Annotated in this window: 25 protein-coding genes and 1 pseudogene; 15 read left to right on the top strand and 11 right to left on the bottom strand. The window is 64.7% G+C overall.

The genetic code is table 11. The features are described 5' to 3' along the window. Window positions 1-581: pseudogene (locus tag BMY22_RS24425) on the top strand (hypothetical protein); the annotation flags it as partial. A gap of 45 nt (window positions 582-626) precedes the next feature. Then, window positions 627-1,112: a glycoside hydrolase family 24 protein gene (locus BMY22_RS15595; protein WP_090623649.1), complete on the top strand. Its 486-nt coding sequence runs from the start codon at window positions 627-629 to the stop codon at window positions 1,110-1,112. A 71-nt stretch (window positions 1,113-1,183) separates the two neighbouring features. Here BMY22_RS15595 and BMY22_RS15590 read toward each other — a convergent pair whose 3' ends face one another. Then, window positions 1,184-1,420, bottom strand: a complete 237-nt coding sequence (locus BMY22_RS15590) for a hypothetical protein (RefSeq protein WP_090623647.1) — start codon at window positions 1,418-1,420, stop codon at window positions 1,184-1,186. A 296-nt stretch (window positions 1,421-1,716) separates the two neighbouring features. Further along, window positions 1,717-3,009, bottom strand: a complete 1,293-nt coding sequence (locus tag BMY22_RS24420; RefSeq protein WP_167363749.1) for a phage antirepressor N-terminal domain-containing protein — start codon at window positions 3,007-3,009, stop codon at window positions 1,717-1,719. An 842-nt stretch (window positions 3,010-3,851) separates the two neighbouring features. On the opposite strand from BMY22_RS24420, the gene BMY22_RS15580 reads away from it, so the two are divergent. The 5 genes from BMY22_RS15580 to BMY22_RS15560 all read left to right on the top strand — a co-directional run bounded on the left by BMY22_RS15580 (window position 3,852) and on the right by BMY22_RS15560 (window position 6,652). Continuing rightward, the gene (locus BMY22_RS15580; RefSeq protein ID WP_208599301.1) at window positions 3,852-4,502 is read left to right on the top strand and encodes a DUF4145 domain-containing protein; all 651 of its coding nucleotides are present in this window, start codon (window positions 3,852-3,854) and stop codon (window positions 4,500-4,502) included. 83 nt (window positions 4,503-4,585) lie between these two features. Further along, complete coding sequence (locus tag BMY22_RS15575) at window positions 4,586-5,479, top strand: hypothetical protein (RefSeq protein ID WP_090623643.1); 894 nt, start codon at window positions 4,586-4,588, stop codon at window positions 5,477-5,479. 356 nt (window positions 5,480-5,835) lie between these two features. Next, a complete protein-coding gene (locus BMY22_RS15570) occupies window positions 5,836-6,150 on the top strand; it encodes a type II toxin-antitoxin system RelE/ParE family toxin (protein WP_090623659.1) in 315 nt (104 codons plus the stop codon). Window positions 6,151-6,155: 5 nt separating this feature from the next. After that, entirely contained in the window at window positions 6,156-6,443 is a 288-nt protein-coding gene (nadS, locus tag BMY22_RS15565; RefSeq protein WP_012701743.1) for a NadS family protein, read from the top strand. Between the two features lie 11 nt (window positions 6,444-6,454). Continuing rightward, the gene (locus BMY22_RS15560) at window positions 6,455-6,652 is read left to right on the top strand and encodes a hypothetical protein (RefSeq protein WP_244158883.1); all 198 of its coding nucleotides are present in this window, start codon (window positions 6,455-6,457) and stop codon (window positions 6,650-6,652) included. A gap of 87 nt (window positions 6,653-6,739) precedes the next feature. Here the strand turns inward: BMY22_RS15560 and BMY22_RS15555 are convergent, their stop codons facing one another. The 3 genes from BMY22_RS15555 to BMY22_RS15545 form a co-directional block, all read right to left on the bottom strand. Then, a complete protein-coding gene (locus tag BMY22_RS15555; protein WP_090623641.1) occupies window positions 6,740-7,135 on the bottom strand; it encodes a hypothetical protein in 396 nt (131 codons plus the stop codon). A 307-nt stretch (window positions 7,136-7,442) separates the two neighbouring features. Beyond that, window positions 7,443-7,844, bottom strand: coding sequence for a type II toxin-antitoxin system HicB family antitoxin (locus BMY22_RS15550; protein ID WP_090623639.1), 402 nt, complete (start codon window positions 7,842-7,844; stop codon window positions 7,443-7,445). A 31-nt stretch (window positions 7,845-7,875) separates the two neighbouring features. After that, window positions 7,876-8,058, bottom strand: coding sequence for a type II toxin-antitoxin system HicA family toxin (locus BMY22_RS15545; RefSeq protein ID WP_090623658.1), 183 nt, complete (start codon window positions 8,056-8,058; stop codon window positions 7,876-7,878). A gap of 125 nt (window positions 8,059-8,183) precedes the next feature. On the opposite strand from BMY22_RS15545, the gene BMY22_RS15540 reads away from it, so the two are divergent. From BMY22_RS15540 to recX, 4 genes are all read left to right on the top strand, one after another. Beyond that, window positions 8,184-8,585: a hypothetical protein gene (locus BMY22_RS15540; protein WP_090623637.1), complete on the top strand. Its 402-nt coding sequence runs from the start codon at window positions 8,184-8,186 to the stop codon at window positions 8,583-8,585. Window positions 8,586-8,903: 318 nt separating this feature from the next. Further along, window positions 8,904-9,437 carry a CinA family protein gene (locus tag BMY22_RS15535; protein WP_090623655.1) on the top strand — a complete coding sequence of 178 codons (534 nt, stop codon included), beginning with the start codon at window positions 8,904-8,906 and terminating at the stop codon, window positions 9,435-9,437. Window positions 9,438-9,524: 87 nt separating this feature from the next. Beyond that, window positions 9,525-10,574 (top strand): recombinase RecA, encoded by a 1,050-nt coding sequence (gene recA, locus BMY22_RS15530; protein ID WP_090623635.1) that lies wholly within the window; start codon window positions 9,525-9,527, stop codon window positions 10,572-10,574. Between the two features lie 8 nt (window positions 10,575-10,582). Continuing rightward, window positions 10,583-11,053 carry a recombination regulator RecX gene (gene recX, locus BMY22_RS15525; RefSeq protein ID WP_090623633.1) on the top strand — a complete coding sequence of 157 codons (471 nt, stop codon included), beginning with the start codon at window positions 10,583-10,585 and terminating at the stop codon, window positions 11,051-11,053. Window positions 11,054-11,269: 216 nt separating this feature from the next. On the opposite strand, the gene BMY22_RS15520 is transcribed toward recX, so the two are convergent. Further along, on the bottom strand, window positions 11,270-12,349 hold the full coding sequence (locus BMY22_RS15520; RefSeq protein ID WP_090623630.1) for an LOG family protein: 1,080 nt from the start codon (window positions 12,347-12,349) through the stop codon (window positions 11,270-11,272). A 141-nt stretch (window positions 12,350-12,490) separates the two neighbouring features. Next, entirely contained in the window at window positions 12,491-13,894 is a 1,404-nt protein-coding gene (locus tag BMY22_RS15515) for an MBL fold metallo-hydrolase RNA specificity domain-containing protein (protein WP_090623629.1), read from the bottom strand. Between the two features lie 176 nt (window positions 13,895-14,070). Here BMY22_RS15515 and BMY22_RS15510 point away from each other — a divergent pair, with 176 nt between their 5' ends. Further along, the gene (locus BMY22_RS15510) at window positions 14,071-16,491 is read left to right on the top strand and encodes a phosphoketolase family protein (RefSeq protein WP_090623654.1); all 2,421 of its coding nucleotides are present in this window, start codon (window positions 14,071-14,073) and stop codon (window positions 16,489-16,491) included. 31 nt (window positions 16,492-16,522) lie between these two features. Here BMY22_RS15510 and BMY22_RS15505 read toward each other — a convergent pair whose 3' ends face one another. Next, window positions 16,523-16,921, bottom strand: a complete 399-nt coding sequence (locus tag BMY22_RS15505; RefSeq protein WP_090623626.1) for a quorum-sensing-regulated virulence factor family protein — start codon at window positions 16,919-16,921, stop codon at window positions 16,523-16,525. Window positions 16,922-17,139: 218 nt separating this feature from the next. Between BMY22_RS15505 and BMY22_RS15500 the strand changes: the two genes are divergently transcribed. Continuing rightward, a complete protein-coding gene (locus tag BMY22_RS15500) occupies window positions 17,140-17,850 on the top strand; it encodes a tRNA-uridine aminocarboxypropyltransferase (protein ID WP_170849408.1) in 711 nt (236 codons plus the stop codon). 193 nt (window positions 17,851-18,043) lie between these two features. Continuing rightward, entirely contained in the window at window positions 18,044-18,691 is a 648-nt protein-coding gene (erdR, locus tag BMY22_RS15495) for a response regulator transcription factor ErdR (RefSeq protein WP_090623622.1), read from the top strand. Window positions 18,692-18,709: 18 nt separating this feature from the next. Here the strand turns inward: erdR and BMY22_RS15490 are convergent, their stop codons facing one another. Next, window positions 18,710-19,636, bottom strand: a complete 927-nt coding sequence (locus BMY22_RS15490) for a LysR family transcriptional regulator (RefSeq protein WP_090623619.1) — start codon at window positions 19,634-19,636, stop codon at window positions 18,710-18,712. Between the two features lie 116 nt (window positions 19,637-19,752). Between BMY22_RS15490 and fpr the strand changes: the two genes are divergently transcribed. Continuing rightward, complete coding sequence (fpr, locus tag BMY22_RS15485; RefSeq protein WP_090623617.1) at window positions 19,753-20,529, top strand: ferredoxin-NADP reductase; 777 nt, start codon at window positions 19,753-19,755, stop codon at window positions 20,527-20,529. A gap of 60 nt (window positions 20,530-20,589) precedes the next feature. Here the strand turns inward: fpr and tsaA are convergent, their stop codons facing one another. Both tsaA and BMY22_RS15475 read right to left on the bottom strand, forming a co-directional pair. Next, window positions 20,590-21,282 carry a tRNA (N6-threonylcarbamoyladenosine(37)-N6)-methyltransferase TrmO gene (gene tsaA, locus BMY22_RS15480; RefSeq protein ID WP_090623615.1) on the bottom strand — a complete coding sequence of 231 codons (693 nt, stop codon included), beginning with the start codon at window positions 21,280-21,282 and terminating at the stop codon, window positions 20,590-20,592. Between the two features lie 145 nt (window positions 21,283-21,427). Next, entirely contained in the window at window positions 21,428-22,948 is a 1,521-nt protein-coding gene (locus BMY22_RS15475) for a fumarate hydratase (RefSeq protein ID WP_090623613.1), read from the bottom strand. Window positions 22,949-23,045 lie beyond the last annotated feature (97 nt).

Genomic DNA, 23,045 nt, shown 5'->3' with positions numbered 1-23,045 from the left:
CCTTCGACCCGGCGACCCTGAGCGGCACCCTGGCCCGCGGCTGCGTCGACACGCTGCCGGCCGGCCACGCCGCCGGCGCCCGGCTGTGGTTCCTGGACGACGAAACCGCCCTCGACCCGACCGAGTACGCGCCGAGCGTCACCGTGCAGGCCCGGCTGTTGACCCAGACCGGCGAGGGCCAGCTCGACCCCGCGCTGGCCGCGGTCGACAGCCTGCTCACCGCCCAGCGGCAGGGAAGGCCCTATCCGCCGGGGCTGTTCCGGCTCGGCGGGGCGAGCTACCCGGCCAGCGTCGCCGGCGACGTGGTGCTGAGCTGGGCGCACCGCGACCGGCTGCTGCAGGCCGACCAGTTGATCGACACCGCCCAGGGCAGCATCGGCCCGGAGAGCGGCACCACCTACAGCGCCCGCCTGCTGCGCGCCGACACCCAGGCGGTGCTGGCCAGCCAGACCGGCATCGCCGGCACGACGGCGACCCTGAGCACGACCTACGTCGGCGACGTGATCGCCGAGTTGTGGAGCGTGCGCGACGGGCTGGATAGCCACCAGCGCTGGCGGCACACCTTCGCCCACGCCATCTGATACCCCGCCCGCGCCAAGCGGGCTTTTCGTTTCTGGAGAACCCCCATGCCTCGAATCACTGCCGCCCAAGCCGGCGGCGCAAACCTGTGCGCCTTTCTCGACATGCTCGCCTGGAGCGAGGGGACGGATAACGGTCGGCAGCCGACCCGCGACCACGGCTACGACGTGCTGGTGGGCGGCGAGTTGTTCGTCGGCTACGCCGACCACCCGCGCAAGCTGGTGGCGCTGCCGCGGCTCGGCATCAAGTCCACGGCGGCCGGCCGCTACCAGTTGCTGGCCCGCTACTGGGATGCCTACCGCAAGATCCTCGACCTCAAGGATTTCGGCCCGATCAGCCAGGACCGCATCGCGCTCCAGCAGATCAGGGAGCGCCGCGCCTTGGACGACATTGGGGTAGGGCGGATCGAGGAGGCCATCCGCAAATGCCGGGCAATCTGGGCGAGCCTGCCGGGAGCCGGTTACGGCCAGCACGAGCACCGCGCCGACGACCTGCTCGCCCAGTACCTCGCCGCCGGCGGGGCGATGGCATGAGCGGCACGAGCTTGCTTGCCGCCCCGTGCAGCTTGAATCCGGGGATGGCCCGGAGCAGGGATGCCCCGGGGCTAAGCCGACCGCCTCTCTAGCTCGCTCCGTATACGGGCCATCTCCGGCTTGTGGATCGAGGCAAACTCCCACGCCACATGCCGCACCAGATTGTCCGCAGGGGCTTCGTTATCCGCGATGTCGATCAGAGTCTGCGCCAGATGCTGCCGGGCTTCGGCCGGCGTGTCCGAAGCGTATGCCAGATGCAGCGCGACTCGCACCATATCGAGTTCCGTCTCAAGCTCCGTCATGGACATAGTGTTGCCTCCTTGCAGCGCCAAGCGGGACACGACTGTGCCCGTTGTGTCCGGCCAAGGCTATTACGGCCAGATGAAAAGCCAGTGACGAGCATTTCTCGTCGAAGCGTAGACCGCCGTTCGCTCCAGGGCAGGGCAACTCAACATCGATACCCTGCCTTTTCGACGGCCGGACCCAATCGCGCGCACTGTAACGGCGGGGAGAGCACCCGCTCGTCCATGGACGCGCTGTGCTCGACAAAAAGCCCCCGCTACACCGGCAGGGGCTTTTTTTGTGCCTGCGATTCAGCGCCTCATCAGCGCTTTTCTTTCGCTCCCTCGAATCGCTGCACGCGGCGGTGGTCGTGTTCGAAGCTGTCCAGCGCCTGCCGCACGTTGCCGGCCATCAGGCGCATGGTCACGTCCAGGCGCTTGGCCAGCGAGCGCAGGGCGCGCAGTTCGTAGAGCGGGCCGTCCACCCGGTAGCCGGCTTCGCGGAGCTGTTCCAGCAGCACTTCGCCGGGCGAGTACTCGCTCAGCAGCAGGTCGCCCGTGGTCAGCGTCAGCTCGGCGCTGTTGGGGTTGTCGTGGCGGAACTGGTGGGGATTGCGGGCTTTCCAGTCCTCGATGGGGAAGTCGATCGGCAGGCGGCCGAGCACCTTCGGCGCCTCCGGCTCCAGCAGCTCGCCCTCCAGCACGATGCGCGCCACCAGACTCACCGCCTCGGTGAACTGCTCCGGGGCGATCTCCTTATAGCCGCAGCCGAACTTCGCCTTGAGCGCCGACCAGCACAGCGTCGCCGCCTTGCCGCGCACCGTTTCCGGCACCGTCTCGATGCGCGCCGCCACCAGCGTCTTGATCGCGCTCTGCTGGTCGCCGGACAGCCCGCCCGGCAACGCGTGCGCCGGCGCCGTGCCGGTCACGAACTGCTCCAGCGCCGCCTCCAGCCACAGCCGAAACGGCTCGGCCCGCGCCGGACTGGCGTGGTGCAGGGCCAGCTCCAGCCCGGCACGGTCGATCAGGCCGAGGCGCCGGTGGCCGACCTGCCGCAGCGCCTTGTGCTCGCTGCGCAGATGACGGGTGAGGCAGTGGCCATCGCGCATGTCCAGGGCGCGGGCCATATCGACGGCGACGAACCACAGCGCCGCGCCCTCGGGGACGATGCGGAACGGGCGGTCGTTGTAGGTGAGGTGGATTGGCTCGGCGGGGGTGGCGGTGGCCGTCGTGCGCGGGTTCACCGCCTCGCCCTGCTGCCAGTAGGCGGCCAGCGCCGCGAAGCATTCGCGCTGGTACTGCACCAGGCGCTCGCGGATTTCGGGTTTGACGCGGGAGGCATCCACGCCGAACAGCCAGCCGTTGAGGTAGTCGAGGGGGAGGCAGACGAGTTCGCGGTGTTGGTCGTCGCCGGGTATCTGAATGTCCATGATGGACATGCAGATCGACAGGACGGGGTGTCGCTTGATGCGCTTGAGCTGCGCCTCCCACTGGAGGCCGATGGCCTCGCAGATAGGCTTCATAGCCACAAGGTGTTCGCCAGTGGCAGAAGTGAGCACGGTCAGGGATTGGCCGTGAAAATCAACTGCGGCAAGTATGGGGCTGGTGTTCGGCATGGCTTGGATTCTCGGATGCGGAGTCGTAACCGCGCCCATCCGCCAAGATGGGTGAGCGGAACCGTGCGGGTTGGCGGACCGGTCCGAGGGCCGGCGTGCCCGAAGGCACCCACACACGGCCCGCCCATAACGGGTGTAGCCATGCTGCGGGCACAAAAAAACCGCCTTGTAGGGCGGTGTTGTGTCCGCCTCGGAGTTCCGGGCCGCCAAGCCCAGGTCGCTGGATTTACAGCGACGGGGGAACCTTAGCGGGGGAGATGGGGGGAGTCAATCGTTGCTCATGCGTGGTGGCGCATTGATATTGGCTAGGGCTGCCGTTCATGGTGTATAACTGCCCGCCACAGTCACGATGGCTCCGAAACCAGCGAGCTAGACAGGGAGAGTTAGCATGACAAGGAGTGTTATACACCACGCCCGTTCGGGTAGTTATGCACCAGTTGGTGTCTAATGGTAGTTAACCAACAATATCCACCATCGGGCGTAGGGAAACGTAAATGATGTGGAATCAATCGCCGAAAAAACCGAAAAAATCAGCTATACCCAGCACGGGGCTCCGGCGGAGCATAACGAAGTTAATGCACACGCCGGAGCCCCGTGCTGGGGGAGAGGCAAATTTTTCGATTTTCATTGCGCTTGAGCGCCTACCCCATTTACAGCCCGCTGCGCGGGACGGAGTGTATTGTCGGCTAACTAGTCGCTCAAACACACACTCGCAAAAAGCGCGCGAGCGGTGTTTAGCTCCGTTACGTTGGGCCTATCGTCATGGCTTGCCTACGCATTGAAGCAGGAGAAATGAAATGTCAGAGCTAGTTGCCGATTGCCCTCGTTGTGGTTCGAGTCGAATGACGTTCGATCTAGTTGCCCACACGCAGGTCGGCTACAGGCATAACTGGCAGTCCTGGTACGAGGCATTCTGCATTTGCCGCCACTGTAGTCGCTCGACCGTCTTTCTTCTAAGCGAAAAAGGGATAGACGAATCCAAAGCCATTCGTCAGTCCGGGCTTAACAAGCTACCAGTCGCCGCCAATAAGTTAGTCACCGTAGAGAACTACGTAAGCCTTAAGGATGCAAAAGCCATCTCTCCGCCCGAATACCTCCCTCCAGAAATTCTCTCTGTGTTCTCTGAAGGCGCCACCTGTTTGGCTGTGGGCTGCTTTAATGCGGCGGGAACGATGTTTCGGCTATGCGTTGATCTCGCTACCAAATCGCTACTTCCCGAAGCAGATGCTAACGGCCTAAGTTCGAAAATCCGCCGTAACCTTGGCCTTAGATTGCCATGGCTATTCGAGCAAGGTCTGCTGCCAAATGCATTACAAGAGCTTTCGTCATGCATCAAAGAAGACGGAAATGATGGTGCTCATGATGGAACGCTCGGCAAGGAAGATGCGGAAGATCTTCTCGACTTCACCTTTGCGCTATTGGAGCGAATGTACACGGAGCCGGAGCGCCTTCGCCTAGCTAAGGAGCGAAGGGAGTCTCGCCGTGCAACATAGGCCCAACCCATCATTCCACCGGACCTGCGCGAAAAGCCGCGCAGGCCGGTGAATTCAGACGTTAGATTTCACAAGGAGGCAACGTGCAGCACGACACGGAGCAGTACAGGAAAATATTCGAAAGAATGTCCTCCGATGAGATCGAAGAAATAAATCGACTCAACGATGAAGAGCATCAGAGGCAAGCAAAGGCATTTAAAGAAGGATATAAACAGGACATTTGCTACCTTTGCAATAAGCCTTTTAAAACCATAAGCACGAACAACCCATGCCTACACTGGCTTCTACGCCAGTGCAAATTCAAAAAGAAAGACTTCCCAAAAATATATTCAAAGTATGGTTATGGAAATATAGCCGCCTTCGTTAGGTGGTGCGCAAATCAAGAGCGCCTGCTATCGAACATAAATGACCTGAAAGATGAAAAGCCAGATCGCAAAGTCATATCTTACACAGTCAAATGGAAAAACATTGAGTGGACTTTTGACTGCTCAAAGAATGACTTCGAGGGACACACTGGCACGGCAATTGACTATCCTCACTATCACTTTCAGATGAGGATAGATGGCAAGCAATTCATAAACTTCAACGACTTTCATGTCCCGTTTGCCGAGCATGATCTGTTCGTATTAAAAACAAGCCTTGAACAAGGTGAATGGTTCAAGCAAGACTTCGGAGCTATAGGTTCTGGGATGCAGGATGCTGTTAGCATTAGCCTCGATGACATTTTGGAGCATACTACCCCCTCAGAAAATGAGGATAATGCGACATATCATTTCTCCACCATGATAGATGCAACGGACAATCCATTATCTGGCGAAGAAATCTACGACATACAAATGGAAGCTGAGCGAACAGGAAAATCTTTTGCTTTTATCGCTCAGCGGCGTTTAGAGGGACGTGCCAAAGTCCAAACCATTGTCAGTCCAGCTGATTCAATACCTGGCATAGCGGCCAGAACAGAACATAAGCGCAGGTGAAATCTAACAATTGGTATATGGACTCTCCCCACAAGTGGTGAGCAAGTAGGGTAGACAACGGCAAAGCCTTGTCTACCACTGCAAGCAGTGAGTAATTTTGATGGTTCCCACGCTCCTGCGTGGGAACTACTCCCAGTGCCGCATAATGGCATGTTGGAATTGGAATCGCTTCGACAGAGATTGTGCCGCGTCGGCAGTCGTGTAGCCGATGGCAGAAACGCCCAGGACTTGGTATGCCCCGGATGCGCTGGGGCGGCGTACTGCCGAAGGGCGGGGGCGCGCGGGAGGCTGGCAGGTAGAGGCGCCACTGGTACAGTGATATTGTACGGTGTGCGCCAATGGCGTACATTGCGCGCATGATATTCATCGAAACCCCCATATTTACCAGGCGCCTGCGCGAGTTGCTGGATGACGACAGCTACGCAACCTTCCAGAAGGCGCTGGCCGAGCGCCCCGATGTCGGCGATGTCATCGAGGGCACTGGAGGCATTCGGAAGGTGCGTGTCGCCTCGAAGGGGCATGGAAAACGGGGTGGCTCCCGGGTTATCTACTATCACTTCGTCTCGGAATCGCAGATCGCCCTGCTGCTGATCTATCCGAAGAACGAGAAGGATGACCTGACTGCCGACGAGCGCAAAGCGCTCAAACGCATCATCGAGACGTGGAGGTAACCATCATGAGTAAGTTTTTCGACGACCTCATGGAAAGCGTCGTGCAAATGGACGAAATCGTTCGCGGCGAACGCCAGCCGTCCCGCGAGTTCACCGTGGATGCCTTGCAGGTGAAGCAGATCCGCAAGGCCACCGGTCTTTCGCAGGCCAAGTTTGCCGCGATGATCGATGTGCAGGTGGGCACTCTGCGCAACTGGGAGCAAGGCCGCCGCGAGCCGACCGGCCCGGCCAAGGCTCTGCTGCGCGCCATCCACAATGACCCGGAGCACGTCATTCGAGCGCTGGCGGGTTAAGGGTCACAACCATGTCCCTGACCGAGAAAGAGCTGCTCGAACGTGACGTCAAGCGCAATATCGGCGAGGAACTGCTGGCCGCCATCGTCGACGTTAAGGCCGGGCGCCAGGGGGCCGTGCATCGTGTGGCCCTGACCGAAGCCGTCGGGCACGCAGCAAGTAGGGTAGACAACGGCGCAGCCTTGTCTACCGATGCAAACGGTGGGTAATCGCTGAGCGAGTTCGCCTCGGAACCTCCCCAGGCTGCCGACTTGGCGGCAGCGGGGGAAGGTGGCGCTGGCAGGAGCAGGTTTCCGTTAGTTGTACCCTACGTCGCGCCGGGAGGAGGAAATGGTGACGGTAAATCCTGCCAGCACGTCGATGAAAGACATGAGGGTCATGAGGAAAAACGTCGAAGTCCCCGCCGCGCTATAGCCTATGAACTCCACCAGGAGGGCCACGAACAGCAGCATGGACAGGGCATGGTCGATGATCGAGGCATTGCTGGAGCGGGTGGACTTGACTACTTCGCCGCCCAAGGCGATCAGGGCCAGCGTCAACAGCAAGTCCGACGTGGTGAAAAGCCATTGTGCGCCGGACAGCAAAGTCCCTTGGAACACCACGGTATCTAGGTTGCCAGTACCCGTCATCATGACCGCGTTGTAAGCCAGGAAAACGAACAACAGCAGGGGAATGCCTCTGATCAATTGCATGGGAATGTCTTCGCCGAGTGTAAGAAGGCGGCCACTATCCACCACCGGTCGCCGGTGTATCAAGAGAGCAAGGTCCGCTCACCGGCGATTGCCGCAAGGTGCGCTGGGGATGGAGGGCACGGCAAGAGCGGCTGCCCTATAAGGCTTTCCAACCGCTCCATCTCAGATAAAGGCTCTCGCGAATTCCTTGATCGACTTTCGATGCAGGGGCTGACGCAAAGCGTCAAGCTTCTCTCGGACTACGAAAGACTGATCTGACCGGCCTCTGGCCGGCCACCAGTAGGGGGAGCTTCTTGTGCTCGGTCGGTTACTGGGTCAGCTCGCGCAAGGCTGCGGCCGCGAGGAAGGCCGATCGTGACGCATAGCGGTGGTCGGTCTGTACGCGAGCGTCGATACGCTGCAGAAGGTGCTCTGGCAAGGTCGCATTGAAGCGAACGGCTTTGCCGAGATAGGGGGTCACGTCAAAGTCAACGACCGCCCACACGCCACCGGCGTAGTCGGGATTGGCCATATGCGCATCGACATCCTTGGGTTGAGGCAGTGGCTCGTTATCGGCGACCAGCCCCTCGAAGTGAAGTTCGAGGGCTTCCTGGATGTTATCGAGCGCTTCCGCCGCGGTCGAGCCAGCGGAGAAGCAGCCGGGGACATCGGGAACGGTCACGCCGTAGTCGCTGCCGTCATCTTTGTGCAGAACGACTGGAAATTTCATATCTCACCCTCGGTTACGGGTATCGCCGGCTTCATTTGAGGCCGGCTTGTTTCAGTATGTTGTGAAGCGTTCCCTTCGGTATTTCTGACTTCGGGTGGGGAACTGTCACCCTGCCAGGTTTGATCGGGTGTTTGAATTGGTGGTGGCTACCTTTTACGGCCACCTCGTACCAGCCATCGTCCTCGAGCATCTCGATCACGTCCTTGCTTCGCATCACCCCCCTGATTGCTCCGAATACGGCGTGCATTATACACACGATACACATCTTGCGGTCTGTGGTGAGGGTCGCCGCCCTTATCTTCGCCGCCGAGGTGGCACCGGACGCTATGCTCGGAGTTCATGACACTCCCTCATCCGATCCGCCAGCCATGCCCGCCCGGCGTCTGCGTCTGCGGGCATGAGCGACTGCTGGAAACGCCCGGCGCCGATCTGCGCATCCTGCGCCTGACCCGCCAGGAGGAAAAGCGCCTGCTCGAACGGCTGGAAAACCTCGCCAGCCTGGACGACCTCGAGCATATGCAGCGCCGGATGTTCGAGCAGTTGGGCATCCGCGTGGAAATCGCCCCTGGCTTCAACGAAGTGCGGACCATGCGCGGGATCGTCATTCGTATCGACGAGTTGCCCGGTCTGTGCCGCAAAACCCGCCAGTCGATCCCGGCAGCCATTCGCCGCGGGTTGGAGAGGAACCCGGAGGTTGCCTACAGGCTGCTCGATAACCACGACCTTCTGCGCGATGCCTGAGAAGGCCTTCGGCAAGGTAATAAAGGTGGAGAGGGACTGGGGATTTCGGTGCGCCGATCATGCAGCAGTAAGGCCTGCAGCTTGTCTAATACTGCCTTGGCCCTCCCCGAAAACGCTGGCTTGCCGGGTATGTGCCGAGCTTGCCCGAATTAGACGGTAAACTAAGATAGTTCTTTTATATCAGCAGGTTAGGTTGATTTTGCCGTTGGTGCTGCATCATGGGCGTGTGTTCGGAGAGATCGCTCATCAACCAGGCCTTGCGTACAAAAGGCGCTAGTGTACGGTATCGCCCTGCTGCGATTCAGCTCGGAGAGCACCATGGACGAAATCACCCGCCTCGCCGCCGAACTCGGCGAGAGCCTGCGCGCACAGGGCGAGCAGGCGAGCACTGCCGAGTCCTGTACCGGCGGCGGCATCGCCGAGGCGATCACCCGCATCCCCGGCAGTTCGGCCTGGTTCGAGGCCGGTTACGTCACCTATTCGAACCGTCAGAAGGCGCTTCAGCTTGGTGTGCCGGTCGAACTGTTCGAGCGGGTCGGTGCGGTCAGCCGGGAGGTCGTCGCGGCCATGGCACAGGGCGCCCGGGCGCGCAGCGGCGCCCGCTACGCTGTGGCGGTGAGCGGGGTCGCCGGCCCCGGTGGCGGTTCGCCGGAGAAGCCGGTCGGCACCGTCTGGCTAGCCTGGGCCGATGGCGAGCGCCTGTTCACGGCATGCCGGCTCTTCCCCGGCGATCGCGATGGTGTGCGTCGACGAACGGTGCAGGACGCCCTGACCGGGCTGATTCGCCTGGTTGCCGGCGAGGCCCCCGAAGGAAGTGCTCGGCATCACGGAAATGGGCCGGCGCAGGGGTAGGCGAGCAGACTTTTCCTGTGCTCTAATACTGTCTACTTATACAGCTTGAGGCGGCCGACAGGCCCTTCTGAACACGCGAGGTCTCCGATGGACGAGAACAAGAAGCGCGCCTTGGCCGCGGCTCTGGGCCAGATCGAAAAGCAGTTCGGCAAGGGTGCGGTCATGCGCATGGGCGATCACGAGCGCCAGGCGATTCCGGCCATTTCCACCGGCTCCCTGGGTCTGGACATCGCGCTTGGCATCGGCGGCCTGCCCAAGGGGCGGATCGTCGAGATCTACGGCCCCGAATCCTCCGGCAAGACCACCCTGACCCTGTCGGTGATCGCCGAGGCGCAGAAGCAGGGTGCCACCTGCGCCTTCGTCGACGCCGAGCACGCACTGGACCCGGACTACGCCGCCAAACTCGGGGTGAACGTCGACGACTTGCTGGTTTCCCAGCCCGACACCGGCGAGCAGGCCTTGGAGATCACCGACATGCTGGTGCGCTCCAACGCGGTGGACGTGATCATCGTCGACTCCGTGGCGGCGCTGGTACCCAAGGCGGAGATCGAAGGCGAGATGGGCGATGCCCACGTCGGCCTGCAGGCGCGGCTGATGTCCCAGGCGTTGCGCAAGATCACCGGCAACATCAAGAACGCCAACTGCCTGGTGATCTTCATCAACCAGATCCGCATGAAGATCGGCGTGATGTTCGGCAACCCGGAAACCACCACCGGCGGCAACGCCCTGAAGTTCTATGCCTCTGTACGTCTGGACATCCGCCGTACCGGCGCGGTGAAGGACAGCGACGAGGTGGTGGGCAGCGAGACCCGCGTCAAGGTGGTGAAGAACAAGGTGGCGCCGCCCTTCCGCCAAGCCGAGTTCCAGATCCTCTACGGCAAGGGCATCTACCGTAACGGCGAGATCATCGACCTCGGCGTGCAGCTCGGTCTGCTGGAGAAGTCCGGCGCCTGGTACAGCTACCAGGGCAACAAGATCGGCCAGGGCAAGGCCAACGCGGCCAAGTTCCTCGAGGACAATCCGGAGGTTGCCGCGGCCGTCGAGAAGAGCATCCGCGAGCAGCTGCTCGCCGCGCCTGCCAGTGCCCGGCCGGCAGCCGTGGCCGACGAGCCGGCCGACGCCGACCTCGACTACTGAGTCCGTCTATGACGAGCCCGCTCGACAGCCCCGCCGCAGTGCGGCGGGCTGCCATGGATCTGCTGGCGCACCGCGAGCACGGTCGGGTCGAGCTGACCCGCAAGCTGGAGCGGCGTGGCGCTCCGGCGCCGCTGATCGAGGCGGCCCTCGACCGCTTGGCGGACGAGGGGCTGCTCAGCGAAGGCCGCTATCTGGAGTCCTTTGTGGCCAGCCGGGCGCGGGCCGGCTACGGTCCTCTGCGCATCCGCGAGGAGCTGGCCCGGCGCGGTCTGCCGCGGCAGGCCATCGAACAGGCGTTGCTCGAGAGCGGAGTGGACTGGGCCGGGCTGCTGACCGACACCTGGCGACGCAAGTTCGCCGGCTGCCCGCCCGGCGATGCCCGCGAGCGCGCCCGCCAGGGGCGTTTTCTTAATTATCGCGGCTTTCCCCCCGAGATGATCGGCCGCCTGCTGCGCGGCAGCATCTCCGACGACTGCTGAGCTTCGGCTTTCCCGGGCTCGCCAAGCCGTGCTGCGTCGGCGCCGCATCCCCCATTTCCTGCAGGCCGGAAAGCCTTCATTCATCCGGCTACGCGACGTGGCGGCACGTGGCTGTTCTATGCCGCGCGCCGGTTGTCGATGGGGATTCGCTGCGTCTATGCCGGAAGGTGGGAGCGCCTGCGGGCGGCTTGTTCGGGCTCGATGGCGCGTTCGGGGTCAGGCCTTGACGGCCCAGTTCGGCGAAAGGTTGATGAAGTCGAGCAGCTGGCGCAGCCGGCCGTGGTCGCGGGCGTTGAAGACGAAGGCCAGACTCGTCAGGTGGCGGAGTTCGGGTTCGTCCTGTTCGCTGTCTCCGTAGGCCTGCTGCTCGAAGGTGCCGCCTAGGCAGAGGTCGGTGAACTCGCTGCGCAGGTGTTCCAGCGCCGCTTCGCTCAGGGCGTGATGCAGGCGGATGACGAAGCGGTCCTTGATCCAGCGGCTGGAGTGGTAGTTGCGGTAGAACTGGGCGATTTCCTCGGTCGCCTCCTCGGCGCTGTTGGCCAGGTGAAGCAGGTGCATGTCGCTGGGCAGGATGTAGCGGTTGCCTTCCAGCTGCTTGCGGATGAACTGCAGGGCATCCGCCCAGTAGGTGCCTCCCGGCTCGTCGAGCAGAACCACCGGAACCAGCGGGCTCTTGCCGGTCTGGATCAGGGTCAGCACTTCCAGCGCCTCGTCCAGGGTGCCGAAGCCGCCCGGGCAGAGGATCAGCGCGTCGGCCTCCTTGACGAAGAACAGCTTGCGCACGAAGAAGAAGTGGAAGGACATCAGGTTCGGCGTGCCTTCGACGGTGGCGTTGGCGTGCTGTTCGAAGGGCAGGGTGATGTTGAAGCCGAGGCTGTTCTCCAGCCCCGCGCCTTCGTGGGTGGCGGCCATGATGCCGCCGCCGGCCCCGGTGATGACCATCAGGCCGTGGCGGGCCAGGGTGCGGCCGAGTTCGCGGGCCTGGGCGTACAGCGGATGCTCGGGCGGCGTGCGCGCCGAGCCGAACACGGTGACCTTGCGCCGGCGCTTGAACTGCTCGAGGCGGCTGAAGGCCAGCTCCATTTCCCGCAGGGTCTGCAGCATGATCTTGGCGTCCCAGCGGTTGCGGTCGGCCTGGGCCATGCGGATGACGGTGTAGAGCATCTCCCGGTAGAGCGGCAGGTTGGGACTGGTCTCGGGAACGGTTTCATCGACCAGGACATCGACGAGCGCATTGATATCGACGCCGCTGGTCTGGAAGTGACGAGAGAGGAACTCGTCCGGTTCGAAAGGCATGGACTTCTCCTTTTGCACTGAACCTCGGCGATGCTGCGGATGGCATCGCTCCGATGGCAGGCCTGGTCATCATGACGGCCTGGTGTGGCGGCGGTCGGTCGATTGTTCCGGCTCGCGCAACCATCTTACTGCCGCCTTGCTTCAGATTGCTATTTGCTCGCCGCGCTCGGGAATGTTGGCCGTCCAGTTCAGGCGCTCGTGCAGGACCTGCTGCAGGACTTGCATCTTCTCCAGCTCCCCGTGAACCAGGTAGAGCTCGGGGCGGTGGTCGAAATGCCTCACCCAGTCGAGCAGCTGCGACTGCCCGGCATGGGCGGAAAAGCCGCCGAGGGTGTGCACCTGGGCACGCACGGCGATGCGCTGGTGGAGGACCTTGACGCTGTCGGCGCCGTCGACGATGCGCCGGCCCAGGGTGCCCCGGGCCTGGAAGCCGGGAAACACCAGATGGCACTCCGTGCGCCAGAGGTTGTGCTTGAAGTGGTGGACGATACGCCCGCCGGTGCACATGCCGCTGCCGGCGATGATGATGGCGCCGCTCCTGATCCGGTTGATCGCCATGGATTCCTCGGGGGTGGGCGTGCACCGCAGGATCGGCAGCCAGTCCTCGACGCGCTTGACGCCCCTGGCCTGGAGCAGGGCACGGTCGACCGGGTCGAAGTGCTCGCTGAAGCGCGTATAGATGGCGTTGGCCTTGATCGCCATCGGGCTGTCGAGGAACACCGCCTGCTGGGGCAGGCGGCCTTCCTGGTAGAAGCGCCCGAGGTAGAACAGCAGGTCCTGGGTGCGGCCGACGGCGAAGGCGGGGATCAGCACGTTGCCGCCCCCGCGGTGGGCGGTTTGCAGGATCTCGACGAGTTCGTTCAGGGTGTCCTCGCCGCAGCGGTGGTCGCGATCGCCGTAGGTGGACTCCATCAACACCACGTCGGCCCGGGAGAGGGGTGTCGGGTCGCGCATCAGCGGCGTGCAGGTGTTGCCGAGGTCGCCGGAGAACACCAGGCGGCGGGTCAGGTGGTGATCGTGCAGTTCCATCTCGACGATGGACGAGCCGAGGATGTGCCCGGCTTCGTGGAAGGTGACGATCACTCCCGGGGCCACTTCCAAGGCGCTGCCATAGGGCTGCGGGCGACACAGGGAGAGCGCCTTCTCGGCGTCGGCCGTGGTGTAGAGCGGCTCCACCGGGGGCTTGCCGAGGCGCGCGCGCCACTTGTTCTCCCATTCGGCATCGTTTTCCTGGATGTGGGCCGAGTCCAGCAGCATCAGCTCCATCAGCTCGCAGGTGGCTTCGGTGGCGAAGATCGGTCCCCGGTAGCCGGCGGCGGCAAGGCGCGGCAGCAGGCCGCTGTGATCGATGTGCGCATGGGAGATGACCACGGCATCGAGGCTGCCGGGGTCGAAGGGAAACGGCCGGGCATTGTCTTCCTCTTCCTCGCGGTGTCCCTGGTGCATGCCGCATTCGAGCAGCACGCGGCTGCCGTCGCGCGTCTCGATCAGGTAGCAGGAGCCGGTCACTTCTTGAGTTGCGCCGAGAAAGCTGAGCAAGGCCATGATTATTTCCTCGACTGCGGAAGAGGCGGGCCGGTTGCCGGCGATGGCCGCTGGCCTGCTCCGATATGGCTCAGCATAGACCCAGGCCGCGCGGCCCGGCATGCAGCTGGCCGCGCCCCCGGTGGCGCCGGGGAAGATGGCATAGACTGGAATGGATATTCACGATGGAGCCCGCGATGCATCAGATTCTGCCGCCCCTCGCCGAGCTGGACGAGCACGCCCGGGTCGAGCCTTCCTTTGCCCAGTGGCGCCAGGGCTATGGCCTCCTGCAGCATGCCGCCGAGACCCAGGCCGGGGTGTTCCGCCTGGCCCACCAGTTGGTTCAGGCCGGCCTGCAGCCCGATGTGGCCGGCGTCTACCGCCTGCTGCACGCGCTCGACCGGCTGACCGCCGCGGGGCTCTGGCTGGTGGTGCACATGACCTACGCCCGGTGCGTGCGCCTGGACGGCGCGCCGCTTGCGGCCGAAGACTTCAAGACCAGCCCGGAAGGTCACACCGGCGGTGCGTTGAACATGGTGCCGGCCTACGCCGGCTACCTTGCCCTGAACCTCCTGAGCGGCGAGAACCGCGGCTGGCTGATGGGCCAGGGGCACTGCGTGGCGGCCATCGATGCGCTCAATCTGCTGACCGGCAACCAGTTGCCCGAGCAGGCCCGCGCCTATCCCTGCGACGAGGCCGGCATGAGTCGCCTGGTGCAGGACTTCTACGGCTACCGGCAGGCCGCCGACGGCCGTCCGGCCGCGCCGCTGGGCAGTCACGTCAACGCCTACACCGCCGGCGGGATCGCCGAGGGCGGCTACCTGGGCTTTGCCGAGTTGCAGTACGCGCATCTGCCGCTGCCGGGAGAGACTCTGGTGGCCTTCCTCTCCGACGGTGCCGCCGAGGAGCAGCGCGGCAGCGACTGGATGCCGCGCTGGTGGCGCGCCGGGGACTGCGGCGTGGCGCTGCCGGTGATGATCGCCAATGGCCGGCGCATCGAGCAGCGCACCGAACTGGGCAGCCATGAGGGCCTGGAGGGTTTTCGCCTGCACCTGCGCCGCTGCGGCTTCGATCCGATCGGCTTCGACGGCCGCGATCCGGCGGCTTTCGCCTGCACCCTCTGGGAAATGCAGCAGCGCCTGGGACGGCGGGTGGAGGAGCTGGAGCGGGGCATCCTGCGCTACCCGCTACCGATTCCCTACGGCATCGCCGAGACGGTGAAGGGCTTCGGTTTCTACGGCGCCGGCAGCGATGCCGCGCACAACCTGCCGTTGCCGGGCTGCCCGCAGCACGACGCCGATTCGCGGGAGCTGTTCAACCGCCATGCGGCGGCGCTGTGGGTGGCGCCGCAGGAGCTTTCTGCCGCCTGCGCGCGGTTCGCTGCGGCGCGTCAGGGGCGTCCGCTGGCGCGCGACAATCCGCTGGCCGTGCGCTCCCCGGCGGCGCCGGCGATACCCGCGTTGCACTACCGCAAGGCGGGCGAACAGAGTTCGCCGATGGCCGCGCTGGACCATTTCTTCGTCGACCTGGTGCAGGCCAATCCGGGGCTGCGCCCGCGGGTCGGCAACCCGGACGAGCTGGCCAGCAACCGCCTGGGCGGTGTGCTCAAGGCGCTCAAGCATCGCGTCTGCCAACCCGAGACCGAGCTGGAGGCGCTCGACGGCAAGGTCGTCACCGCGCTGAACGAGGAGGCGGTGGTGTCCGCTTGCCTGGGCAATCAGGGCGGGCTCAACCTGGTGGCCAGCTACGAGGCCTTCTGCGTGAAGATGCTCGGCGCGGTGCGCCAGAGCCTGATCTTCGCCCGTCAGCAGAAGGAGGCCGGCCGCCCGGCCGGTTGGCTGGGCTGGCCGCTGGTGGCTACCTCGCACACCTGGGAGAGCGGCAAGAACCAGCAGTCGCACCAGGACACCACCTTCGCCGAGGTGCTGCTCGGCGAGATGGGCGACATGCTGCGGGTGGTCTTTCCGGCCGATCACAACAGCCTGCTGGCCCTGCTGCCGTCCCTCTACGAAACGCGCGGGCAACTGGCCTGCCTGGTGGTGCCCAAGCACGAGCGCCCGGTGCTCTTCGATCGTTTGCAGGCCGAGCAACTGGCCCGCGAGGGCGCGCTGATCGTCGAGGAGCAGGCCGGTGCCGAGCCGCTGCTGCTGATCGCCAACGGCAGCTACCAGTTGGCGGAGATGTGCCGCGCGGCCGAGCGCCTGGGGGCGGCTGGCCAGGCCTATCGGCTGGTCTACCTGCAGGAGCCGGGACGCTTTCGCGCGTCGCGCGACCGCTGGGAAGCGGCGGCGCTGGCCGATGGCGAACTGATTGCCCGGCTGTTCCCGGACAGCCACGGGCGGCGCGTGCTGCTGACCCACATGCGCCCGGAGGTCGCCCGCGGGCATCTCTGGCCGATCCTGCCGGATGCGCGCCGCGCGCTGGCGCTCGGCTACCGCAATGCCGGCGGCACCCTCGACGAGGCCGGCATGCTGTTCGCCAATCGCGCCAGTTGGGCCCATGTCCTGGAGGCCTGCGCCACGCTGCTGGAGGTGCCGGTCGGCGCGCTGCTCACCCGGGAGGAGGCCGAGGTTCTCGCCGGCCGGGGCGATCCGGCGCTGTTGCGCGCCCGCGCCTGAGCGATGCCCGGCGCGTCGCCGGCTGCGCCGCTTACAGGTTGCAGTCGGCGGCGTTGTAGCGCTCGCTGGTCACCGGACGGTTGCTCTGGTATTCGCTGAACTGGTAACGCAGCACCGCGCCCTTGGCGAGCAGTTGGCGAAAGCCCCGGTTGCTGCACACGCTGCCCAGCAGCTGGGTACGCACGGCATCGGGATGGGCACGCATCTGCCGGGCGTGCGAGGAGCGCACGCTGAGGTGGTTGATCAACTCGTTGCCGTCCACGGTGTAGCCTTGGTCGAGGATGTCCTCGTTGATCGCCCGCGGCGTGCCTACGCTGCTTTCCTTGGCCACCTTCTCCAGCATCCTGGTCAGCTCGAAATCCTTCAGGGAGGCGGCCAGGGCGGTCGTCGGCAGAAGGAGGCAGAGGGCAAGGGCAGTCGGTCGCAACATGGGAATCTCCTGAAGGTGGGTTGCCGGCGATCCGGGCCGATATTCCGGCAGTCGAGGCGTCGCATTATAGGTAGGTTGGCGGCGGCGACAATCTTGCCGTCCCGCCCGCCCGGCAGGCCGGGTTTGCCCGAACGTTCTGCGAGGCCCTAGACTGCCGCCCCCGACTCCTGCCTGTGCCGACGACTGTGCCGATCCCCCGTGACCCTTGTGCCATCCCCGTGAGCCATGCCGTGTCCCGCCTGCGCGAGGAGCGCTTGGCGCGCAGCCTGAAACCCTTTCTGGCACGCGGCTCGAGGATGCCGCGTTGCCCGGCCTGCCGGGTGCCGGTCAGCCATTGCCTGTGCGCCTGGCGCCCACGGGTCGCTGCCGAGTCCGGCATCTGCCTGCTGATGCACGACATCGAACCGCTCAAGCCGAGCAATACCGGCTGGCTGATCGCCGACGTGGTGGCCGATACCGCTGCCTTCGGCTGGTCGCGTACCGAGGTGGATGCGCGTCTGCCGGCGCTGCTCGGCGATCCGCAGTGGCAGCCCTATGTGGTGTTCCCCGGCGAGTACGCGGCGCCGCAGCGGGTGGTCGGCGAGGTGCGCCGGGAGGCGGGCCGGCGGCCGTTGTTCATCCTCCTCGACGCTACCTGGACCGAGGCGCGCAAGATGTTCCGCAAGAGTCCCTATCTCGACGACCTGCCGGTGCTCGGCCTGCAGCCGGAGCAGCTGTCGCGCTATCGTCTGCGCCGCTCGAAGCGCGACGATCACCTGTGTACCGCGGAGGTCGCCGCGCTCTGTCTGGAGCTGGCCGGCGACCGGCGCGCCGGCGAGGCGCTGGCCGCCTATCTGGATGTGTTCACCGGGCACTACCTGGCGGCCAAGCGGAGTTTTCCCGTGGACCTCGGCGATGCGGTGCACCGGCGCCTGCGGGCCTTCCTTTGACGCGGCTCATCGGCGGGCTGCCGGCCGGGCAAGCGAAGCGGCCCCGTCCTGCCGGAAAAGCGCGTAAACTGCAATTTTCCGCCTGAATGACCGGCCACGCCCGTTCTGCGGGTGTGGAGCCGCGGGCAGGTTGCTCGTCCTGCCCTGGCTCGCTGTCGTATCAGGTCTTCACGACAAGAAACGGGATCCGCCAATGCTTTCTTATGAAATCCTGATCGCCGATGACCATCCGCTGTTCCGCAGTGCCTTGCAGCAGGCGCTGACCCTCGGGCTGGGCCCCGTGGTGCGGTTGGTCGAGGCGGACAGCATCGCTGCGCTGGAGGCCCGCCTGGAGGAGAAGGCGGACTGGGACCTGGTCCTGCTCGATCTCAACATGCCCGGTGCCCACGGTTTTTCCGGGCTGGTCCTGTTGCGCGGGCAGTATCCGCAGATTCCGGTGGTGATGATCTCCGCCCAGGAGGATGCCGCGGTGGTGACGCGGGCCCGCGAGTTCGGCGCGACCGGCTTCATTCCCAAGTCCAGTTCCCTGGAGACCCTGCAGCAGGCAGTGCGCGCGGTGCTCGACGGCGACGAGTGGTGGCCGCCGCAGATCCAGGAAACGGTCAGCGTCTCCGCCGAGGCGAAGGCCGCCAGCGCCGGCCTCGCCAGCCTGACGCCGCAGCAGTTCCGGGTGCTCAGCATGGTCTGCGACGGCCTGCTGAACAAGCAGATCGCCTACGAGCTGAGCGTCTCCGAGGCGACCGTCAAGGCCCATGTGACGGCGATCTTCCGCAAGCTCGGGGTACGCACCCGCACCCAGGCGGCCCTGCTGCTGCAGCAGCTGGAGTCGCTGCCGGCCTGACCGCTCCCGGCGCGGCCGCTAGGCGATCGGCGGCAGGACGATCTCGTCGCTGCGCTGCACTCCGGCGGTCAGCGCCCGGCATTGTTCGAGGAATTCGCGCATGGCCGCGGTATGCAGCTTCTGCTTGTGCCAGAGGAAGCAGAACTGCCGCTTCAGGTCTAGCTCCGGGGTTTCCACCGGCACCAGGCTGCCGCGCCGGAAGGCATCGCGCAGGGCCAGGCGGGAGATGCAGCCGATGCCCAGGCTGGACTCGACCGCCCGCTTGATCGCCTCGGTATGTTCCAGCTCCAGGCGGATGTTCAGCGCCGGACGATGATGGCGCATGGCCTGATCGAAGGTCAGACGGGTGCCCGAGCCTTGTTCGCGAAGGATCCAGGCCTCGCCGGCGAGCTCGTCCAGGCTCGCCCGGCCGCGTTGCGCCAGGGGGTGCTGCGGGGCGCAGAACACCACCAGCTCGTCTTCCACCCAGGGCTGCAACTCCACGTCGGGATGCTGGCAGCAGCCTTCGATCAGGCCGAGATCCAGCTCGTGGTTGGCCACCTGCTGGACGATGTGCACGGTGTTCTGCACATGCAGTCGGACCCGCGACTGCGGGTGGCGCTGCATGAAGGCGCCGATCAGCAGGGTCGCCAGATAGTTGCCCACGGTCAGCGTGGCGCCGACGGCCAGCGAGCCGAAGCCTTCCTTGCCGTCGAGCAGATCCTCGATTTCCCGTGCCTGGTTGAGCAGCGCCATGGCCTGGGGCAGCAGTTGCCGACCCAGGGCATTGAGCCGGAGGCGCTTGCCGACGCGATCGAAGAGCTGGCAGTCGGACTGGCGTTCCAGCTCGGTCAGCGAGGTGCTGGCCGCGGACTGGGAAAGGGCGAGGAATTCGGCGGCGCGGGTGACGCTTTCCAGGCGGGCCACGGCGGCGAAGACTTCGAGCTGGCGAAGGGTGAATCGCATATCTATATAACCGATTATCTATATCTTGATAATTTGCTTAACAGATAGTTTGGCGCCTTCTAGAATTGGCGGCAATCGTGCCGCAAGGCAGCGCCATCCCCTCGAAGGAGCCCCGAATGAGCAACCTGAACGTAGAGCGTGTCCTCAGTGTCCACCACTGGAACGATACCCTGTTCAGTTTCAAGACCACCCGCAACCCCGGCCTGCGTTTCGAGAATGGTCAGTTCGTGATGATCGGTCTGGAGGTCGATGGGCGCCCCCTTATGCGGGCTTACAGCATTGCCAGCCCGAACTACGAGGAACACCTCGAGTTCTTCAGCATCAAGGTGCAGAACGGTCCGCTCACCTCGCGGCTGCAGCACCTGAAGGAAGGCGACCAGTTGATGGTCAGCCGCAAGCCCACCGGCACCCTGGTGACCGGCGACCTGCTGCCCGGCAAGCACCTCTACATGCTCAGCACCGGTACCGGCCTCGCGCCCTTCGTGAGCCTGATCCAGGACCCGGAGGTCTACGAGCGCTTCGAGAAGGTCGTGCTGATCCACGGCGTGCGCCAGGTCAGCGAGCTGGCCTACCAGGAGTTCATCACCGAGCACCTGGCGCAGAACGAGTACTTCGGCGATGCGGTGAGGGAGAAGCTGATCTACTACCCCACGGTCACCCGCGAGCCCTACCGCAACCAGGGGCGTCTCACCGACCTGATGCGCAACGGCAAGCTGTTCGAGGATATCGGCCTGCCGCCGCTCAATCCCCAGGACGACCGCGCGATGATCTGCGGCAGCCCGAGCATGCTCGACGAGAGCTGCGACGTGCTGAACAGCTTCGGCCTGAAGATATCCCCGCGCATGGGCGAGCCGGGCGACTACCTGATCGAGCGCGCCTTCGTCGAGAAGTAGGGCGCTCTCCCGTACTCTGCGAAGCCCGGCCCGTCCGGGCTTCGTCGTTTTCGGGCGCTCTCAGGCCTTCAGCACTTCCAGTACGCGGATCCGCTCCGGCTGCGGGTAGTGCCAGCGTACCTCCACGTCCCAGAAGTGCACCCCGTAGCGGCGCGAGGGCTCGGGCACCTGGTAGGCCGGCCGTGGGTCCTGGGCCAGGCACTGCTCGATCAGCTCGATCAGCGGCTCGCCCAGGCGGTCGGCATGCGCCTGCGCCTGCTGCAGCGCCGACTCGCTCCACTCCAGCGCAATCAGCGGCGGCGGCGCCTCGGCGATGGCGTTGCGGGCCTGCGGGAGGCAGTCGGCGTAGGGCACGTAGGGTTTGATATCGAACACCGGCGTGCCGTCCAGCAGGTCGATGCCGGACAGCCACAGGCGGCCGGGTTCGGCCTTCTCCAGGCGGACCACCGACTGGCCGATGCCGTTCGGCCGGTGGGTCGAGCGGGTGGCGAACACGCCGAGGGAGCGGTTGCCGCCCAGGCGGGGAGGGCGGACCTTGAGGCGCGGTTTGTCCTCCAGCGCCTGGTGGAAGAGAAACAGCAGCCAGACATGACTGACCTGATCGAGACCCTCGATGGCCTGCGCCTGGTCGAAGGGTGGCAGCAGCTCCAGTACGCCACGGGCGGCCGGCGCCAGTTGCGGCTGGCGCGGAATGGCGAATTTCTCCTTGAAACAGGAGCGCAGGTAGCCGATCGGCGAAACGGAATGGGACATGGCGACGGGCGGGCGAAGACGGGGCGCCATGGTAGCGCTTTCGCGACGGCGGCGGGACTTCGCACCCCGAAAAGCAACAGGCCCATGCGCGGGGCATGGGCCTGTTGCGAGATGCCCGCCGAGCTGGCGGGCCTGGAGCGCAGGTTTAGCTCAGCTTCACCAGGGAGTCGGCGATCTTCTGCTTCCATAGCGCCGGGCCGGTGATGTGCACCGACTCGCCCTGGCTATCGACGGCCACGGTGACCGGCATGTCCTTGACCTCGAACTCGTAGATCGCTTCCATGCCCAGTTCCGGGAAGGCCAGGGTCTTGGAGGCCTTGATCGCCTGGGCGACCAGGTAGGCGGCGCCGCCGACGGCCATCAGGTACACGGCCTTGTTGTCCTTGATGGCGCTGATGGCAACCGGGCCGCGCTCGGACTTGCCGATCATGCCCAAGAGGCCGGTGCTTTCGAGGATCTGGCGGGTGAACTTGTCCATGCGGGTCGCGGTGGTCGGACCGGCCGGGCCGACGACCTCGTCGCGCACCGGATCGACCGGGCCGACGTAGTAGATGAAGCGGCCTTTCAGGTCTACCGGCAGCTTCTCGCCGGCGTTCAGCATGTCGACCATGCGCTTGTGCGCGGCGTCGCGGCCGGTCAGCATCTTGCCGTTGAGCAGCAGGGTCTCGCCCGGCTTCCAGCTCTGCACTTCTTCCGGGGTGACGGTGTCGAGGTTGACGCGACGGGCGCTCGGGCCGGCTTCCCAGACGATTTCCGGGTAGGCGTCCAGGCTCGGGGCTTCCAGGCTGGCCGGGCCGGAGCCGTCGAGCACGAAGTGGGCGTGACGGGTAGCGGCGCAGTTGGGGATCATGCACACCGGCAGGGAGGCGGCGTGGGTCGGGTAGTCCTTGATCTTAACATCGAGGACGGTGGTCAGGCCGCCGAGGCCCTGGGCGCCGATGCCCAGCTGGTTGACCTTCTCGAACAGCTCCAGGCGCAGCTCTTCCACGCGGTTCTGCGGGCCACGGGCCTTCAGCTCATGGATGTCGATCTCTTCCATGAGGGATTCCTTGGCCAGCAGGGCGGCCTTCTCGGCGGTACCGCCGATGCCGATGCCGAGCATGCCCGGCGGGCACCAGCCGGCGCCCATTTCCGGCACGGTCTTCAGCACCCAGTCGACGATCGAGTCGGACGGGTTGAGCATGCCCATCTTCGACTTGTTCTCGGAGCCGCCGCCCTTGGCGGCGACGTCCACTTCCACCTTGTCGCCTGGGACGATGGAGTAGTGGATGACCGCCGGGGTGTTGTCCTTGGTGTTCTTGCGGGCACCGGCCGGATCGGCCAGGATCGAGGCGCGCAGGACGTTTTCCGGCAGGTTGTAGGCGCGGCGCACGCCCTCGTTGATCATGTCGTCTACACTCAGGGTGGCGCCATCCCAGCGGACGTCCATGCCGACCTTGACGAACACGGTGACGATGCCGGTGTCCTGGCAGATCGGGCGATGACCGGTGGCGCACATGCGGGAGTTGATCAGGATCTGGGCAATGGAGTCGCGTGCAGCCGGCGACTCTTCGCGCAGATAGGCCTCGTGCATGGCCTGGATGAAGTCGACGGGGTGGTAGTAGGAGATGAACTGAAGGGCGTCGGCGACGCTTTGAATCAGGTCGTCTTGCTTGATCACGGTCATGCTGCGCTCCTTTATTGGGCAGGAACTTCGATGCGCCGAACCCGTGTCCGGTGCGAAAAATCGCCGCAGTATAACGCGCCCGACAGGGCCGGGAACA

Origin of the sequence: Azotobacter beijerinckii (assembly GCF_900110885.1) — a bacterium.
In the GTDB taxonomy this organism is placed as follows: domain Bacteria; phylum Pseudomonadota; class Gammaproteobacteria; order Pseudomonadales; family Pseudomonadaceae; genus Azotobacter; species Azotobacter beijerinckii.
This window is presented reverse-complemented; position numbering and strand designations above follow the sequence as displayed.